This window comes from Streptomyces olivaceus (assembly GCF_000721235.1).
GTDB lineage: Bacteria > Actinomycetota > Actinomycetes > Streptomycetales > Streptomycetaceae > Streptomyces > Streptomyces olivaceus.
Genome location: NZ_JOFH01000034.1, coordinates 59,776 through 75,886, shown reverse-complemented (window position 1 = coordinate 75,886; position 16,111 = coordinate 59,776). Strand labels below are relative to the sequence as shown.

13 protein-coding genes and 1 pseudogene are annotated in these 16,111 nt (G+C 74.6%); 5 read left to right on the top strand and 9 right to left on the bottom strand.

What is annotated here, in order from left to right:
- Positions 1–16: 16 nt before the first annotated feature.
- Together IG94_RS0130860 and IG94_RS0130855 are read right to left on the bottom strand one after the other, a co-directional pair.
- Positions 17–1,000, bottom strand: a complete 984-nt coding sequence (locus IG94_RS0130860; RefSeq protein WP_031044741.1) for a DMT family protein — start codon at positions 998–1,000, stop codon at positions 17–19.
- Positions 997–1,794, bottom strand: a complete 798-nt coding sequence (locus IG94_RS0130855; protein WP_031044740.1) for a phosphatase PAP2 family protein — start codon at positions 1,792–1,794, stop codon at positions 997–999. The genes IG94_RS0130860 and IG94_RS0130855 overlap by 4 nt, the downstream gene beginning before the upstream one ends.
- A gap of 193 nt (positions 1,795–1,987) precedes the next feature.
- On the opposite strand from IG94_RS0130855, the gene IG94_RS0130850 reads away from it, so the two are divergent.
- On the top strand, positions 1,988–2,602 hold the full coding sequence (locus tag IG94_RS0130850) for a TetR/AcrR family transcriptional regulator (RefSeq protein WP_031044738.1): 615 nt from the start codon (positions 1,988–1,990) through the stop codon (positions 2,600–2,602).
- Between the two features lie 153 nt (positions 2,603–2,755).
- On the opposite strand, the gene IG94_RS0130845 is transcribed toward IG94_RS0130850, so the two are convergent.
- Positions 2,756–3,811: a DUF2510 domain-containing protein gene (locus IG94_RS0130845; RefSeq protein WP_031044736.1), complete on the bottom strand. Its 1,056-nt coding sequence runs from the start codon at positions 3,809–3,811 to the stop codon at positions 2,756–2,758.
- A gap of 383 nt (positions 3,812–4,194) precedes the next feature.
- Here IG94_RS0130845 and IG94_RS38965 point away from each other — a divergent pair.
- A pseudogene (locus IG94_RS38965) lies at positions 4,195–6,882 on the top strand (ATP-binding protein).
- A 24-nt stretch (positions 6,883–6,906) separates the two neighbouring features.
- On the opposite strand, the gene pcaDC reads toward IG94_RS38965, so the two are convergent.
- From pcaDC to pcaH, 4 genes are read right to left on the bottom strand one after another with little or no spacing between them, the layout of a single operon-like run.
- A complete protein-coding gene (gene pcaDC, locus IG94_RS0130835; RefSeq protein WP_031044734.1) occupies positions 6,907–8,040 on the bottom strand; it encodes a bifunctional 3-oxoadipate enol-lactonase/4-carboxymuconolactone decarboxylase PcaDC in 1,134 nt (377 codons plus the stop codon).
- Positions 8,037–9,401: a 3-carboxy-cis,cis-muconate cycloisomerase gene (pcaB, locus tag IG94_RS0130830; protein WP_031044731.1), complete on the bottom strand. Its 1,365-nt coding sequence runs from the start codon at positions 9,399–9,401 to the stop codon at positions 8,037–8,039. Before pcaB ends, pcaDC begins: the two co-directional genes overlap by 4 nt.
- Positions 9,398–10,003: a protocatechuate 3,4-dioxygenase subunit alpha gene (gene pcaG, locus IG94_RS0130825; protein WP_031044729.1), complete on the bottom strand. Its 606-nt coding sequence runs from the start codon at positions 10,001–10,003 to the stop codon at positions 9,398–9,400. Before pcaG ends, pcaB begins: the two co-directional genes overlap by 4 nt.
- 6 nt (positions 10,004–10,009) lie before the next feature.
- Positions 10,010–10,783 carry a protocatechuate 3,4-dioxygenase subunit beta gene (gene pcaH / locus IG94_RS0130820; protein ID WP_031044727.1) on the bottom strand — a complete coding sequence of 258 codons (774 nt, stop codon included), beginning with the start codon at positions 10,781–10,783 and terminating at the stop codon, positions 10,010–10,012.
- 252 nt (positions 10,784–11,035) lie between these two features.
- Here pcaH and IG94_RS0130815 point away from each other — a divergent pair, with 252 nt between their 5' ends.
- The gene (locus tag IG94_RS0130815) at positions 11,036–11,500 is read left to right on the top strand and encodes a MarR family winged helix-turn-helix transcriptional regulator (protein ID WP_031044724.1); all 465 of its coding nucleotides are present in this window, start codon (positions 11,036–11,038) and stop codon (positions 11,498–11,500) included.
- A gap of 34 nt (positions 11,501–11,534) precedes the next feature.
- Here IG94_RS0130815 and IG94_RS0130810 read toward each other — a convergent pair whose 3' ends face one another.
- Complete coding sequence (locus IG94_RS0130810; RefSeq protein WP_031044722.1) at positions 11,535–12,503, bottom strand: DUF3048 domain-containing protein; 969 nt, start codon at positions 12,501–12,503, stop codon at positions 11,535–11,537.
- A 210-nt stretch (positions 12,504–12,713) separates the two neighbouring features.
- Here IG94_RS0130810 and IG94_RS0130805 point away from each other — a divergent pair, with 210 nt between their 5' ends.
- A complete protein-coding gene (locus IG94_RS0130805; protein WP_031044720.1) occupies positions 12,714–13,904 on the top strand; it encodes a zinc-dependent alcohol dehydrogenase in 1,191 nt (396 codons plus the stop codon).
- Between the two features lie 39 nt (positions 13,905–13,943).
- Here the strand turns inward: IG94_RS0130805 and IG94_RS0130800 are convergent, their stop codons facing one another.
- The gene (locus IG94_RS0130800) at positions 13,944–15,011 is read right to left on the bottom strand and encodes an ATP-dependent DNA ligase (RefSeq protein WP_031044715.1); all 1,068 of its coding nucleotides are present in this window, start codon (positions 15,009–15,011) and stop codon (positions 13,944–13,946) included.
- A 74-nt stretch (positions 15,012–15,085) separates the two neighbouring features.
- On the opposite strand from IG94_RS0130800, the gene ligD reads away from it, so the two are divergent.
- On the top strand, positions 15,086–16,111 hold the full coding sequence (gene ligD, locus IG94_RS0130795) for a non-homologous end-joining DNA ligase (protein WP_031044712.1): 1,026 nt from the start codon (positions 15,086–15,088) through the stop codon (positions 16,109–16,111).

The window sequence follows — 16,111 nt, the reverse complement described above, 5'->3', positions numbered from 1 at the left end:
GCGCCCGTCCTCCGCCTCAGAGCCGCGTGAGGTGCCCCGGCCCCGGCTGCCGGGGCACCAGCGCGTCCACCGCCTCCTGCCCCGGCGACTCCGCCCGCGCCGCGCTCTCCGGGTCCCGGCCCGAGCCCGCGTCCCGGCCCGGCGCGGGCCCGGCGGCCACCGCGCCGGCCTGCCCGCGCCCTCCGGGTGCCGCCCGGCTCAGCTGCACCACGCCCCACGCGGCCAGCGCCGCACCGGTCAGGGCGAGCAGGACGCCCTCCGGACCGCCGCGCAGCTGCTCCCCGAGCAGCGACAGCCCGATCACCGCGGCGGCCACCGGATTCGCCAGCGTCACCACCGCCAGCGGTGCGCCGAGTCCGCCCCGGTACGCCGTCTGGGACAGCAGCAGCCCGCCCGCGGCGAACGCGGCCACCAGCACCGCCACCCCGATCACCTGGGCACTGAGCAGTGGGCCCGTATGGTCCGTCGCGGCGACCGTGACGGTCTGGGTGAGGGCCGAGGCGACCCCGGAGGCGATGCCGGAGGCCGTCGCGTGACGCAGGCCCGGCCGGGCACCGGGCCACGACAGCATGCCGATCAGCGCGGCCGTCGCGCCGGACACGGCCAGCGCCTCGGGCACGCTCAGTACGTCGTCGGGCGCCGGTCCGGAGGCGGTGAGCAGCAGCGCGCCCAGCCCGAGCAGCGTCAGTCCGGTGCCCCGCCATTCCACGGCGCTCACCCGCCGGCCCGCCAGCCGCGCGCCCAGCGGCACCGCCGCGACCAGGGTGAGCGCACCGAGCGGCTGGACCACGGTGAGCGGGCCGTACTTGAGGGCCACCACGTGCAGCAGCGCGGCCGAGGCGTTGAGCGCGACCGACCACCACCAGGCGCCGGTGGCCAGCAGCCGCAGGGCGCCCGCGCCGGTGCTGCGCGACGCCAGCCGCTCCTGGGCGACGGCCGCCGCGGCGTAGGCGCAGGCCGAGACCAGGGACAGCAGGACAGCTACGAGGGCGGCGTTCACCGGCCCGCCCCGACCAGTTCGTGCTCCCGCGGCACCGCGCGCCGGACGGCCGGCCGCCGCAGGGTGCACCGCGGCCGGTGCGGCGGGCGCAGCACCGCCAGGGCGAGCCCGAGCAGGGCCGCCGCCGCGAACACGTCGAGCCAGTAGTGGTTGGCGGTGCCGACGATCACCAGCAGCGTCACCAGCGGATGCAGCAGCCACAGCCACCGCAGCCGGGAGCGGGACGCGGCGATCAGGCCGACCGCCAGCATCAGCGCCCAGCCGAAGTGCAGGGAGGGCATTGCCGCGAACTGGTTGGACAACTCGTCGGTGCTCGGCGGGCCGTACACCGAGGGGCCGTACACCCGGGCCGTGTCGACCAGGCCGGCGGCGGTCAGCATCCGCGGCGGGGCGAGCGGGAAGAGGAGGTGCAGCGCGAGCGCCGCACCGGTCACCGCGGCCAGCGCCCGGCGGGCCCAGACGTAGTGCGCGGGCCGGCGCAGGTAGAGCCAGACCAGGAAGGCCACGGTGGCCGGGAAGTGGACCGCGGCGTAGTAGGTGTTCGCCACGTGGACCAGGGTGTCGCCGTGCAGGAGCAGCGACTGCACCCCGCCCTCGTCGGGCAGCAGCAGTGCGCGCTCCCAGTCCCAGACGTGACGGGCGTTGCGGAAGGCCTCGGCGGTGTGGCCCGTGGCCAGGTGCCGGCCGAGCTTGTAGACGAGGAAGAGCCCGGCCACGAGCAGCAGCTCACGGACGAGCGGTGGGCGCGCGGGCGCGTCCGGTCCCGCTTTCGCGGGATCACTGCGGGCATTCATCCCCCGGCCCCTTCGCTGGCGGTGGTGCGTGCGGCTCACGGGTACGGGGCGCGTGTGACGGTTCTCATCGATACGACCTCGTTCCGATACGCCAGTGTACCGATACGGTGGAGTACCGGTACACTGGCGTATCGATAGACTTCGGACACACCGGGAGTACGGGGAACCGGCAGCGGGCGAGAGGAGCAGGGCGATGGCGTCGCAGGCCGCGGAACGGCCCGAAGCGGTCGGCACCTCGCGCCGCTCCAAGCTCACGCCCGAGCGCGAGCAGGAGTTCTTCGACGCCGTGCTCCAGCAGATCCGCTCCTGCGGCTACGACGCCGTCACCATGGAGGGCATCGCCGCCAGCACCCGGTGCAGCAAGTCCACGCTCTACCGGCAGTGGCGGACCAAGCCCCAGTTCGTGGCCGCCGCGCTGCGCTCCAACCGCCGGGTCCGCTTCGCCGACATCGACACCGGCTCGCTCGCCGAGGACCTGCGCCGGGCCGCCGCGGCGGCGGGCGAGGGGACGGGCAAGGACACGGGGCTGCTGCAGGCGCTGGGCCACGCGGTGATGGAGGACCCGGAACTCAAGTGCGCGCTGCGCGAGGCGCTCGTCGAGCCGGAGATCGCCGCGCTCCGGGAGATCCTGGCGCGCGGCGTGGCACGGGGCGAGGTCCCCGCCGGGCATCCGGCGCTGGAGTACGTGCCCGCGCAGCTCTTCGGCATGCTCCGGATGCGGCCCGTCCTGGAGGGCGAGCAGGCCGACGCGGAGTACCTCGTCCGGTTCGTGGAGGCCGTCGTGCTGCCGGCGCTCGGCCTCCCCTGAGACTCAGGCCGCCGTCCACGGGATGACTGGACGGTGGCCTGCCCGCGCCGCACCGTGGGGACGGGGGCGGCGCGCACCCCCGGCCGGGCGGGGCACCCTCTGAGCGGAAGGGGCCCCGCCCGGCCGACGGTTCCACGCCGACTTCCGCGCCGGTCAGACGTCCTGTCCGTTGCCGCCCTTGCCGGAGTCCACCGCGATGCCCTTGGTGATCTCGTCGATCACCGCCTCCTTCTCGCCGGCGTCGACGCCGAAGCGGACGACGACGATGCGGTCCGGGGCGGCGGGCGAGGGGAAGGCCAGCGACTCGACGTACCCGTCGGACCCCTCCGCGGTGACCGCCTTCCAGCGGACCAGGTAGCCCTTCTGCCCGGCGACCGTGACCGCCTCGGACGCCAGCTCCTCGTGCGAGGTGATCTCGCCGTAGGACTCGCCGCCGTAGGATTCCTCGGCGTTCGCCTCGATGTCGGCCTTCGCGACCTCCTCGGCGGTGCCGCCCTTGGTGCCCAGCACCATCGCCGGGGCCGAGTAGGCACCGCCCTTGGTGCAGGTCGAGGAGGTGTCGCCGGGGCACTGGTAGCTGTCGTCCGACGTCACCGACGCGCCGACCTGCAACTGCTGTCCCGACCAGCCGTCCGGGATCGGCAGGCTGATGCCGCTCACCGGGTCCGGCACCGAACCGCTGTCGATCGTCGGTGGCTCGGAACCGTCCGGCGCGGGCGACTCACCGCCGCCACCGCCGTTGCCCCCACCGCCGTTGCCGCCGCCGTCGCCTCCGCGCGGGTCGCCGAAGGGGTCCTCACCGCCGCCCGGCCCCCGCCGGTCCTGCGAGGAGCCCGCGCTGTTCCCGCCCGAGCCGTCGTCGGCGAGCACGTACACGCCGGCCCCGATGCCGGCCAGCACCGCCACCGCCGCGGCGACGGCTATGCCGGTACGCAGCCGGCGCCGCCGCGCGGACGGCGGCTGGACCGGCATCCCCGGGTAACCCGGGTGCACCGGGTACGGCCCCGGGGCGCCCTCGTACGAGGGCGGCGCGTCGTGCGGCACCCCGGGCGCCGACGGCGGCTGCGCAGGAGGCGCCCACGCGGTGTCCGGCTCCTTGGAGCGGACCTGGTCCGTCCACGCCTCGCCGTCCCACCAGCGCTCGGTGGCGGGACCGTCCTGCTTCTGTCCGGGGTCCGGGTACCACCCGGGAGGAGTCGCCTGCGTCATGGACCCACCGTATGAGGCCTCGGTGAAAGCAGGATGAGAGGCCCGCCCGCAACCGTCCCCGGGCCACTCCCGATTGTCCCTGTGCCGTCCCCAACCGCCCCCGAGCCGCCCCTCGGAGCCGCCTGCCGAGCCGCGCCGGAGCCGCCCGCCGGAGCCGTCGGCGGAGCCACCGAGGGCCGTGACGGGCCCCGGACGGCCCCGTGTCCGCGACGGGCCGGCGCCCACCGCCCGACGGCCCGACTGGCGTCCGTCCCGCCGGGTTACCGCGCTTTACCGCATGTCACCCGTCATGGCAACTGCTGCGCCGAGCGCACACCACGCGCGCGATCGGAGGGCTAGGCTCGGGTTCGAACGTCATTCGGGCGACTCGGGGAGGCAGCGGGATGACGGAGGTACGGCGGGCGGGTGCCGCCACGGCCGCCCTCTGGGAGCGGGACGAGGAAGTCGCCACCCTCACGCGCGCGGTGGACACCCTGTGCGCCGACCGCTCCTCGCCCGGCCTGCTCCTGGAGGCCCGCGGCGAGGCCGGGGTCGGCAAGACCGCACTGCTCGCCGAGACCCGCCGCCTGGCCGAGGCCCGGGGCTGCACGGTCTGGTCGGCCCGCGGCGGCGAGACCCTGAGGTCCGTCCCCTTCAACGTCGTACGCCAACTGCTGCAGCCCGCGCTGGTGTCCATGCTGCCCGAGGAGGCCCGGGAGTACCTCGGCGACTGGTACGGCATCGCGGGCCCCGCCCTCGGCATCGCCGACCCCGGCGAACGCCAGGCCGACCCGCAGGGCGTGTACGACGGACTGGTCGCCGCCGTGCGCCGGCTCGCCCGCCGGGAATGGCCGCTGGTCCTGCTGATCGACGACGCCCACTGGGCCGACCAGGAGACCCTGCGCTGGCTCGCCGCGCTCGCCGAACGGCTCGACGAGACCTCCCTGCTGATCGTCTTCGCCCGCCGCCCCGGCGACGTCAGCGGCGACAGCGCCCGCCACCTGGACGCGGCCGCCGCCGCGGGCCGGCCCCTCGCCCCGCTGAACGCCCTCACCCCCGACGCGACGGCCGGACTGACCCGCGCCACCCTCGGCGACCACGCCGACGCCGCGTTCTGCCGCGAAGTCTGGGCCGTCACCGGCGGCAACCCCTACGAAACCGTCGAACTCCTCGCCAGGGTCCAGGACAGCGAACTGCAGCCCGTCGAGGCGGAGGCCGCCGAACTGCGCGCCCTCAACCGCACCGCCCGAGGCGGCGGACTCGTCTCCCGCCTGGAACAACTCGGCGTCGACTCCCACCGGTTCGCCTGGGCCGCCGCCATCCTCGGCAGCGGCATCACCGTCGACATGGTGGCCCGGCTCGCCACCCTCGACCGCGCCGACGCCGCCCGCTGCGCCGAGCTGCTGTGCGAGGCCCGCATCCTCTCCGCGCCCGACCCCTCCTCGGGCCGGCCGGACGCCGGCGACCTGGAGTTCGTCCACCCCCTGATCGCCAGCGCCGTCTACAACTCCATCCCCGACGCGCTGCGCACCGCGATGCACGGCATAGCGGCCCAACTGGTCACCGACTCCGGACTCGGCGCCGCGGCGGCCTCCCGCCACCTGCTCCAGGTGTATCCGGACGACGACCAGGAAGTCGTGGACCAGCTGCGCGAGGCCGCCCGCGAGCACCTCGCCGTCGGAGCCCCCGACGCCGCCCGCCGCTGCCTGGAACGCGCCCTCCAGGAACCGCCGTTGCCCGACGCCCACGCGCGCGTGCTCTTCGAACTGGGCTGCGCCACCCTCCTCACCGCGCCCGCCACCACCATCGGCCACCTGCGCACCGCCCTCGCCATGCCGGGACTGGACGGCGAGCAGCGCGTCGACGCGGTCTTCCGGCTCTCCCAGGCCCTGCTCCACAACGACCAGCTGGAGGAGGCCGTCCGCACCGTCGAGGCGGAGGCCGCCCGCACCCCGGACCCGTCCGCGCGACTGCGGCTGCAGGCCGCCCAGTTCATGTGGGAGGGCATCCACGCGGGCGAGACGTCCTCACCCCACCGCTCGGCCCGCCTGGTCGAACTCGCCGCCACCTGCACCGGCCGCGACAACGCCGAACGCGCCCTGCTCATCCTGCGCGGCTTCGACGCCATGACCCACGGCGAGAGCGCCGAAGAGGTCGTCGAACTGTGCGACCGCGCCCTCGTCAACGGCCGCCTCGCACCGGGACTCGGCTGGACCGACACCGAGTGGGGCCTGGAACTGCTCATGATGCTGGCCAGTTCCTACGCCTACACCGACCGGCTCGACCGCGCCGAGGCACTGTTCACCGAGGCCCTGCGCGCCTACGAGAGCGCGGGCTGGAGCGGCGGCCACCTCGCCCTCGCACACGCCTACGTCGGTCTCGGCCACCGCAGGAGGGGACGCCTGAGAGAGGCCGAGCACTCCCTGCGCGAGTCACTGCGCATCGCCGAACGCGTCGGCCGCGGGCTGCCGTTGTACTGGTCGGCCACCTGCAACCTGATCGACACGCTGCTCGCCCGCGGCCACGTCGACGAGGCCCGTGCCCTCGCCGACCAGTACGGCTTCGCACCGCCCTACCCGTCGACCATAGTGCTGCCCGACCCCCGCTCGGTACGCGGCCGGCTGCTGCTGGCCACCGGCCGGACCGAGGAGGGCATCAACGAACTGGAGGCCGCCGAGAAGGCCGCGGCCGTGCGCGGACGGCACAACCCGGTGGTGGTGCCCTGGGCGACCGAGCTGGCCCGGGCCCTGGCCACGGAGGACCCCGGCCGCGCCGCCCGGCTGGCCTCCGACGCCCGCGACCGGGCCTAGCGCTTCGGCACGGACACCGCCATAGGGGAGGCCCTGCGCTGCGCCGCCGCGCTGGAGACCGGCCGGCGCGCCGTCCGGCTCGCCGCGCAGGCCGTCACCTACCTGGAGGCGTCGCCCTGCCAGTACGAACACGCCGCCGCGCGGGTGGAGTACGGCATCCTGGCCCGCTCCGCCGCGGAACTGCACCGGGGCCTGGCCCTCGCCGACTCCTGCGGCGCCGACGGCCTGGTGGCACGGGCCCGCGAGGCCCTGGCCGTGGGGCACGCGGGGCACGTCGGCTGAGCCGGGCCGGGCTCGCGCGGCGCGTCACCCGGCGCCGGTGTCCTCCTCGGCCAGCACCCGCTGCGCCGTCGCGAACGCCGAGTTCGCCGCCGGCACGCCGCAGTACACCGCCGTCTGCAGCAGTACCGCCCCGATCTCGTCCGCCGTCAGCCCGTTGCGCCGCGCCGCCCGCACATGCATGGCCAGTTCCTCGTAGTGGCCGTGCGCGACCAGCGCCGTCAGCGTCACCATGCTGCGCTCACGGCGCGAGAGCGTCTCGTCGGTCCAGATCTCGCCCCACGCGTAGCGTGAGATGAAGTCCTGGAACCGGGCGGTGAACGGCGACTGCCTGCTCTGCGCCCGGTCCACGTGCGCGTCGCCCAGCACCTCGCGCCGGACCGCCATGCCGCGCCCCGCCCCGCCGTCGAAGTGGGCCCGCAGCGCGGTCAGCACCGCCTCCGGCCGCTCGGCCGGCGCCAGGTGCGAGGCGCCCGGCAGCTCGGTCAGCGTAGCCCCCGGCACCGCGTCGGCGATCTCCCGCAGCTGCGCGGGCGGCGTGGCCGGGTCCTCGCGGCCGGCGACCAGCAGGGTCGGCACGCGGATCCCGCCGAGCCGGTCCCGCAGGTCGAAGGCGGCCAGCGCGTCGCAACAGGCGGCGTACGCACCGGGGTCGGCGTCCCGGTGGTCCCGCACCAGCCGGGGCACGGTGAACCCGGGCGTGAACCACCGCGCGTCCGCGCTGTCGGCCAACTCCGCCAGCCCCTGCGCTCCCTTCGCGCGCACCCGCGCCGCCCGCTCCTGCCACGGCTTCGCGCCGCCGAAGTGCGCCGACGAGCAGAGGACCGCCAGCGACGCCACCCGCTCGGGGTGGTGCACGGCCAGGTGCAGGCCCACCGCGCCGCCCAGCGACACCCCCGCGTAGGCGAACCGCTCCAGCCCGAGCGAGTCGGCGAGCGCCAGCACCAGGTTGGCGAGGTCACCGACGGTGGCACCCGGCGCGACGAGGTCCGCCGCCGAACCACCGTGCCCCGGCAGGTCCCAGCGGACCACCCGGTGCGCGACCGACAACTCGGGCGCCACCGCGTCCCACAGGGCGTACGAGGTGCCCAGCGAGGGCCCGAGCAGGAGCGGGGGAGCGGAGGCGGAGCCTTCGGCCAGATGGTTCAGCAGGGTCGTCAACGTCGCTCCAGGGCACGGTCGGTCAGGGCTCCCGCGCAGCCGGTGTAGCGGGCGGGATCGGTCAGGGCGGCGAGGTCGAGACCGGAGTCGCGCAACTCGGGCACGTCGGAGAGCAGTTCGCCCAGCGGCCGGTCCTCGCGGTAGGCCCGCCGGGCCAGTTCGGTCAGCAGCTCCTTCGCACGGGCCCGCCCGAGCACCGGCGCCAGTTCCGCGGAGAGCCGCTCGGACACGATCAGTCCGTGGGTGAGCCCGAGGTGCGCGCGCATCACGTCCGGGCGCACCCGGAGCCGCTCGGTCAGTTCGGCAGCGTCGCGCGCGGCACCGCCGGTCAGCCGCAACAGGTCCCGCAGGGACTCCCACTCCGCGTGCCACGCCCCGGCGGGGCGCTCGTCCTCGGCGACCAGCGAGCCGTACAGCGTGGCCGCGAGCTGCGGCGCGCGCCGGGCGGCGGCGGAGATCAGCGTGGACCGCACCGGGTTGGCCTTGTGCGGCATCGCCGAGGAACCGCCGCCGCTGCCCTCCGCGACCTCGCCGATCTCGGTGCGGGCCAGCGTCAGCACGTCCGCGGCGATCTTCCCGAGCGCCCCGGCGGCGAAGGCGAGGCAGCCTGCCAGGTCGGCGACCGGGGTGCGCAGGGTGTGCCAGGGCAGCAGCGGGGCCCGCAGGCCCAGTTCCCGTGCGTACGCCGCGGTGAGGGCGACGGGGTCGGTCGCGCCGTAGGCACCGAGGGCCGCCAAGGTTCCCGCCGCCCCGCCGAGTTGCACGGGCAGCGTGTCCCGCACCGCCGTGATCCGGTCGCGGGCGTCGAGTACCAGCGTGCGCCAGCCGGCCGCCTTCAGACCGAAGGTCGTCGGCACGGCGTGCTGGGTGAGCGTCCGGCCCGCCATCGGTGTGTCCCGGTGCTCGGCGGCCAGCCGGGCCAGCGCCCGTTCCGTGCGCGTGAGATCGGGGAGCAGCAGGTCCAGGGCACGGGCGGCGACCAGCGTCGTCGCCGTGTCCAGGACGTCCTGGCTGGTCGCGCCCCGGTGCACGTACGGCCCGTACGGCTCGCCGACCGCCGCAGTCAGGTCGGCCACCAGGGGGATGACCGGGTTGCCGCCGGCCCGGGCGCGCTCGGCGAGGGAGCGCGCGTCGAAGGCGGCCGGGTCGGCGGCGCCGGACACCGCGTCCGCCGCCTCGGCCGGAGCGGCCCCCACCGCGGCCTGGGCGCGGGTCAGCGCCGCCTCCGCGTCGAGCAGGGCCCGCAGGTATGCGCGGTCGCCGGTCGCCGAGGCCACCGGCGAGCCCGCCCACCCGGGGGCGAGCAGGCTCGTGCCGTCGTCGTCGGCGTAGCTGTCGGCGGGATCGGCGGGTGATGTCACTGGAACTCCAGGAAGACCGTCTCGCCCTCGCCCTGAAGGCGGATGTCGAAACGGTACGTCCCGTGGCCCTCGTCCGCCGCGACCAGCGTGTCGCGGCGCTCGGCCGGCACCCGCGACAGCAGCGGATCGGCGGCGAGCACCGCCTCGTCGCCCGGCAGGTACAGCCGGGTGTACAGGTGCACGAGCAGCCCCCGCGCGAACACGCACACGCTCACGTACGGCGCGCTCCGCCCCCGTGCGCCCGGTCGCAGCGTCCGCGCGTACCAGTGCCCGTCCGCGTCGGTCTGGATGCGCCCGAAGCCGGTGAACTCCACGCCGTTGCGGCCCAGGAACCCGCCGGAGGCGGGATCGCGCCGCATCGATCCGTCGGCGGTCGGCACCCGGCCGGCGGTGTCCGGCCCCCACAGTTCGAGCAGGGCGTCGGGCAGCGGGTCGTCTGCGCCGTCGTACACGTACCCGTGCACGGTGACCGTGTCCGGGTGTCCGGCGGGCGCGATGTCCTCGCCGCCGCGGAAGGGCAGCGCGTAGCCGTAGAAGGGGCCGACCGTGTGCGACGGCGTGGGCGGCACCTGGTCCCGGCTGCTGGTGTCGGTCTTCGTCATGGCGGGTCAGCGTCCTTCTTCGATCCAGGTGGCGTCCGGGCCGTCGAGCACGATGTCCCAGTGGTAGCCGAGCGAGAACTCCGGTACCGACAGGCTGTGGTCGTACGTCGCGATCAGCCGCTGCCGCGCGGCGTCGTCGGTCACCGACTGGAGGATCGGGTCGTAGGGGAACAGCGGGTCGTTCGGGAAGTACATCTGGGTCACCAGGCGCTGCGTGAACGCCGTGCCGAACACCGAGAAGTGGATGTGGGCCGGGCGCCAGGCGTTGACGTGGTTGCGCCACGGGTAGGGCCCCGGCTGCACCGTGGTGAAGCGGTAGAAGCCGTCGTCGTCGGAGAGGGTGCGGCCCACACCGGTGAAGTTCGGGTCCAGCGGCGCGTCGTGCTGCTCGCGCCGGTGCGCGTACCGTCCGGCCGAGTTGGCCTGCCAGATCTCCACGAGCTGCCCGCGCACGGGCCTGCCGCCGCGGTCGAGGAGGCGGCCGGAGACGGTGATGCGCTCGCCTATCGGCTCCCCGGTGTGCTGCCGGGTCAGGTCGTTGTCGATCCCGGTGACGTCCCGCTCCCCGAAGGCGGGGGAGGCCAGCTCCACCAGCTCCGGGTCCCGGGTGACGTCGATGGCGACCGGCGGCTGCTTCGGGTGGCGCAGCACCGAGGAGCGGTACGGGGCGTAGTCGCGGCGCGGGTGGTGCTCGACGGGCGCGCCGCCGGCGACCCGCTTCCCGTAGGCGGCGTGCTCCGCCGCGATCTCCGCGTCGATGTCGTGCTGGGTGAGAGTCAGGTCCATCCGGGAAGCCCCATCCCTTGAGAGCGCCCCGGAGTGCGAATCGGCACCGGAAAGGCGGCGCCGCACGGCCGCCAAATAGTCAGGGCACTGAGTATTTCAGCGAGGTTTCCCACACGCTGCCACCGTGCGGCCGGGGCGTCAAGACCCGCAAACCGCAAGGCGGGCAGAGTGACGTGGGTGCGGGAGGACGTGACGCGTGGCGTGTATCGTCAGTGCACCAACGAAGGCGACCACACGGGAGTGCGCATGGCAGCGGTCGATCTGACCACCCACCCCGGCCACCTGGCCCGGCGGCTGCAGCAGGCGCACTACCTGCTGTGGAACACGATGGTCTCCGAGGAGACGACCTCGCCGCAGTACGCCGTCCTCAACACCCTCGTCGCCGAGCCGGGCCTCGATCAGCGCACCGTGGGGGAGCGGGTGGGCCTGGACCGGTCCACCGTCGCGGAGGTGGTCGGCCGGCTGGACCGCCGCGGGCTGATCGACAAGGTCCGCGACCCGCAGGACGGCCGCCGGTCCCTGCTCCGGCCCACCGACGAGGGGGTGCGCGTCCACCGCAGGCTCGGCGTGCGCACCGCCCGGATGAACCAGGTGTTCCTCGCCCCGCTCGCCCCCGACGAGCGGACGGTGTTCTTCGACCTGATCCGCCGGGTCGCGGACGCCGCCGAGGGGCTCCGCAACCCGGCCGAGCCGACGGCGGCACCGGGCTGACCGGAGCCGGCGGGCGCCCAGGGGGCCCGGGGGATCAGGAGCGGCCGTCGAAGACCACCCACACCTGGCCCGTGGCGAAGTTCAGCGGGGAGCCGTCCCCGGTGGTGAAGGTGGTGCCGTCCCCGGCCGCACCGCGCTTCCACCGGGCGTCGTAGCTCCGCCCGTCGCGCAGCACCTCCGCCCGCCCGGAGCCCACCGACTCGACGTAGGGCGAGTTGCTGCCCCGGAAGTCGCGGAAGTCCGACTCCCGCACCTTCACGTGCTGCACGACGACCGTGGCCGGTGCCAGCTGCCCGCCGTCGGCCGCGGTGGCCGGGGCGCCGTCCATGGCGACCAGCCACCGGTCCCGGCTCTCGGACCAGGTGAAGGTGAAGCTCGCCGAGGGGTAGCGGACCGTGCGCGAGGACTGAGCCCGGCCGCCCGCGGGAGCCCTGCCGTAGGTGAACCCGGTGGTGAGGGCCGCGCGCCCCGCGGGTTCCGGGAGCAGCCGGCTGGGCCACAGGTAGAGGTTGTGCGGGGCCTGCCGGTCCTCGTCGCGGACGTAGGCCTCGGAGTCCTCGCCCGGCGGCTCCGCGTGCAGGGGCGCCTTGTCGATGAGCGGCAGCAGTCTGCTCTGCGCGCCGGAGAAGGCCAGCGTCGGCCGGTCGAACTGGCCGAGCAGCTCCAGGTCGGACTCGCGGGCGCTGCGCACCGGCCCCACCGACTCGGGCAGCTCGGTGGCGTAGACCGCCATCAGCCGGCTCAGGCCCGCCTCCACCGGCTCGGCGTAGACGACGTCCGCGGTCTCCAGGCCCGTCTGCGGGCGGGCCGCGCGCACGTTGTCGACCTTGACGGCGAGCACCGGCCCGGAGGCGGGGGCCGCACCGGTCGACCGTACGGGCTTCGGCGACCGCCCGTCGTCCTCGGCGGCGGGTCCCGCCGCACAGCCCGCCGCGGCCAGCGAAGCCGCCACCGCCGCCGTCAGCAGCGCGGCACCCCGCCGCCTGCGCGTTCTCTGTCGCATTCCGGCCATCCGTCCGCCCGTCCCGTGTCATTGATTGTGCGCTCGTTGCAGCATTCAGGCCCATACCTGAATGAATCCGATACGGCGCGCGGAACTGGGCAGATAATCCGCTGTTCGGGCGAAACGGTACCGGGTTCGGCAACGGGGGCCCCGGGGTACCCGGCCGCCACACGGAACCGACGCGCACGGCGACGGAGGGAGCGCGGGGCGATGAAGGCAGTGACATGGCAGGGCAAGCGGGACGTGCGGATCGAGGACGTTCCGGACCCGAGGATCGAGCAGCCCACCGACGCGGTCATCCGCGTCACCTCGTCGGGGCTGTGCGGCTCCGACCTGCACCTCTACGAAGTGCTTACGCCGTTCATGACACCGGGCGACATCCTCGGACACGAGCCGATGGGCATCGTGGAGGAGGTCGGACCCGAGGTCACCCACCTGAAGCCCGGCGACCGCGTCGTGGTGCCGTTCCAGATCGCGTGCGGACACTGCTACATGTGCGGCACCGGGCTGCCGACCCAGTGCGAGACCACCCAGGTCACCGGCGAGGGCATGGGCGCCCCGCTGTTCGGCTACACCCGCCTGTACGGCGCCGTGCCCGGCGGCCAGGCCGAGTACCTGCGCGTGCCGCAGGCGCAGTACGGCCCGATCAAGGTGCCCGAGGGCCCGGCCGACGACCGCTTCGTCTACCTCTCCGACGTGCTGCCCACCGCCTGGCAGGCGGTCGAGTACGCGGCCGTCCCCGAGGGGGGCAGCGTCGCCGTGCTGGGCCTCGGCCCGATCGGCGACATGGCCTGCCGGATCGCCCGGCTCAAGGGGGTCGACAAGGTGTTCGGCGTGGACCTCGTGCCGGAGCGCCTGGAACGGGCCCGCGCGCGGGGCGTCGAGACGTTCGACCTGCGGTCCTTCGACAAGGAGAAGGACCTCGTCGCCGCGGTCCAGGACCGGACGGGCGGCCGCGGCCCCGACGCCGTCATCGACGCGGTCGGCACCGAGGCGCACGGCGGCGCCGTGGCCAAGCTCGTGCAGCAGACCGCCGCGGTGATGCCCCGGGCCATCGGCAGCCCGCTGGCGGAGCGGTTCAGCATCGACCGGCTCGCCGCCCTCTACACCGCGATCGACCTGGTGCGCCGCGGCGGCACCATCTCGCTCTCCGGCGTGTACGGCGGCATGGCCGACCCGATGCCGATGCTCACCATGTTCGACAAGCAGATCCAGCTGCGCATGGGCCAGGCCAACGTACGGCGCTGGAGCGACGACATCGTCCCCTACCTGACCGACGGCGACCCGCTCGGCGTCGACGGCTTCGCCACCCACCACGTGCCGCTGACACAGGCGCCGCAGGCGTACGAGATGTTCCAGAAGAAGCGGGACGGCGCGGTCAAGGTGCTGATGAAGCCGTAGAGCCCAGCGCGTCAGGGCCCACCGACTCGGGCCTCCGCGTCACGCCCCGCCGAGGATCTCCGCCAGGTCGTACCGGACCGGCTCCTCCAGCTGCGCGTAGGTGCAGCTCTCCGGGGTCCGGTCCGGGCGCCGGCGGCGGAACCGGGCCGTGTGCCGGAAGCGCGCCCCGTTCTCCATGTGGTCGTACGCCACCTCGATGACCCGCTCCGGCCGCAGCGGCACCCAGGACAGGTCCTTCTTGCCGGACCAGCGGCTGGGCGCACCCGGCAGCCGCGCCGACTCGTGCGCCGCCTCCTCGGCCCACGCGGCCCACGGATGGCCCCGGACGTCGTCCATCCGCAGCGGCTCCAGCTCCTCCACCAGCTCCGCCCGGCGCTTCATGGTGAAGGCCGCGCTCACGCCCACGTGCTGCAGGACGCCCCGGTCGTCGTACAGGCCCAGCAGCAGTGAGCCGACCACGGGGCCGCTCTTGTGGAGGCGGTAACCGGCGACGACCACGTCCGCCGTGCGCTCGTGCTTGATCTTGTACATGGCCCGCTCGTCCTGCCGGTAGGGCAGGGCCGGCGGCTTGGCCACGACGCCGTCGAGCCCGGCACCCTCGTACTGCTCGAACCACCGCCGGGCCACCTCGACGTCGTCCGTCGCCGGCGCCACGTGCACCGGCGGCGTCACCCCGGCCAGCGCCCGTACCAGCAGCGCCCGCCGGTCGGCCATCCCCGTGCCCAGCAGGGACTCGTCGTCCAGGGCCAGCAGGTCGAAGGCGACCAGCGAGGCCGGCGTGCGCTCCGCCAGGGTCCGCACCCGGGAGTCGGCCGGATGGATCCGCTCGGTGAGCGCGTCGAAGTCCAGGTGCCCCTCCCGCGCGATCACGATCTCCCCGTCCACCACGCACCGCTCGGGCAACCGCTCCCGCACCGCCGCCACCAGCTCGGGGAAGTACCTGGTCAACGGCTTGCCCGTACGGCTGCCCAGCTCCACCTCGTCCCCGTCGCGGAACACGATCGCGCGGAACCCGTCCCACTTCGCCTCGTAGTGCATGCCCGGCGGGATCTTCGCCACGGACTTGGCGAGCATCGGCTTCACGGGCGGCATGACGGGGAGGTCCATGGTGCGATTCTGTACGCCGACGCCCCGGTCCGCCTGATGTGCGAAGCTCCCGGGCCGCGCCTACCGTGGCTCGCATGGCGGAAGCGGTGGAACTGGAGGCGGGCGGCCGGACCGTACGGCTGTCCAGCCCGGACAAGGTCTTCTTCCCGGAGCACGGCTACACCAAGCTCGACGTGGCCCGGTACTACCAGGCCGTCGCCCCGGGCATCCTGCGCGCCCTGCGCGACCGGCCCACCACCCTCCAGCGCTACCCGGACGGCGTCACCGGCGAGTGGTTCTACCAGAAACGCGCGCCCAAGAGCATGCCGGACTGGATCCCGACCGCGCACATCACCTTCCCCAGCGGACGCAGCGCCGACGAGATGTGCCCCACCGAGGAGGCGGCGGTCCTGTGGGCCGCCCAGTACGGCACCCTCACCTTCCACCCCTGGCCGGTACGGCGCGACGACGTCGACCACCCCGACGAACTGCGCATCGACCTCGACCCGCAGCCCGGCACCGACTATGACGACGCCGCCCGCGCCGCCCACGAACTGCGCGCGGTACTGGAGGAGTTCGGCGGTCTGCGCGGCTGGCCCAAGACGTCCGGCGGACGCGGCATTCACGTCTTCGTGCCGATCGAGCCGCGCTGGACCTTCACCCAGGTGCGGCGCGCCGCCATCGCCGTCGGCCGCGAGACGGCACGGCGGATGCCCGAGCGGGTCACCATCAAGTGGTGGAAGGAGGAGCGCGGCGAGCGCATCTTCATCGACTACAACCAGACCGCCCGCGACCGCACCATCGCCTCCGCCTACTCCGTGCGCCCCCGCCCGCACGCACCGGTGTCCGCGCCGCTGACCTGGGACGAGGTGGGGGTCGCGCATCCCCAGGACTTCGACATCACGACGATGCCCGCGCGCTTCGCCGAACTCGGCGACGTGCACGTGGGCATGGACGGGACGCGGTACTCCCTCGACGCGCTCCTCGAACTGGCGACGAAGGACGAGCACGACCACGGGCTCGGCGATCTGCCGTACCCGCCCGAGTATCCGAAGATGCCCGGCGAGCCGAGCCGGGTGCAGCCCAGCCGGGCCAGGAAGCAGGCTCCCGGTCCGGACTGA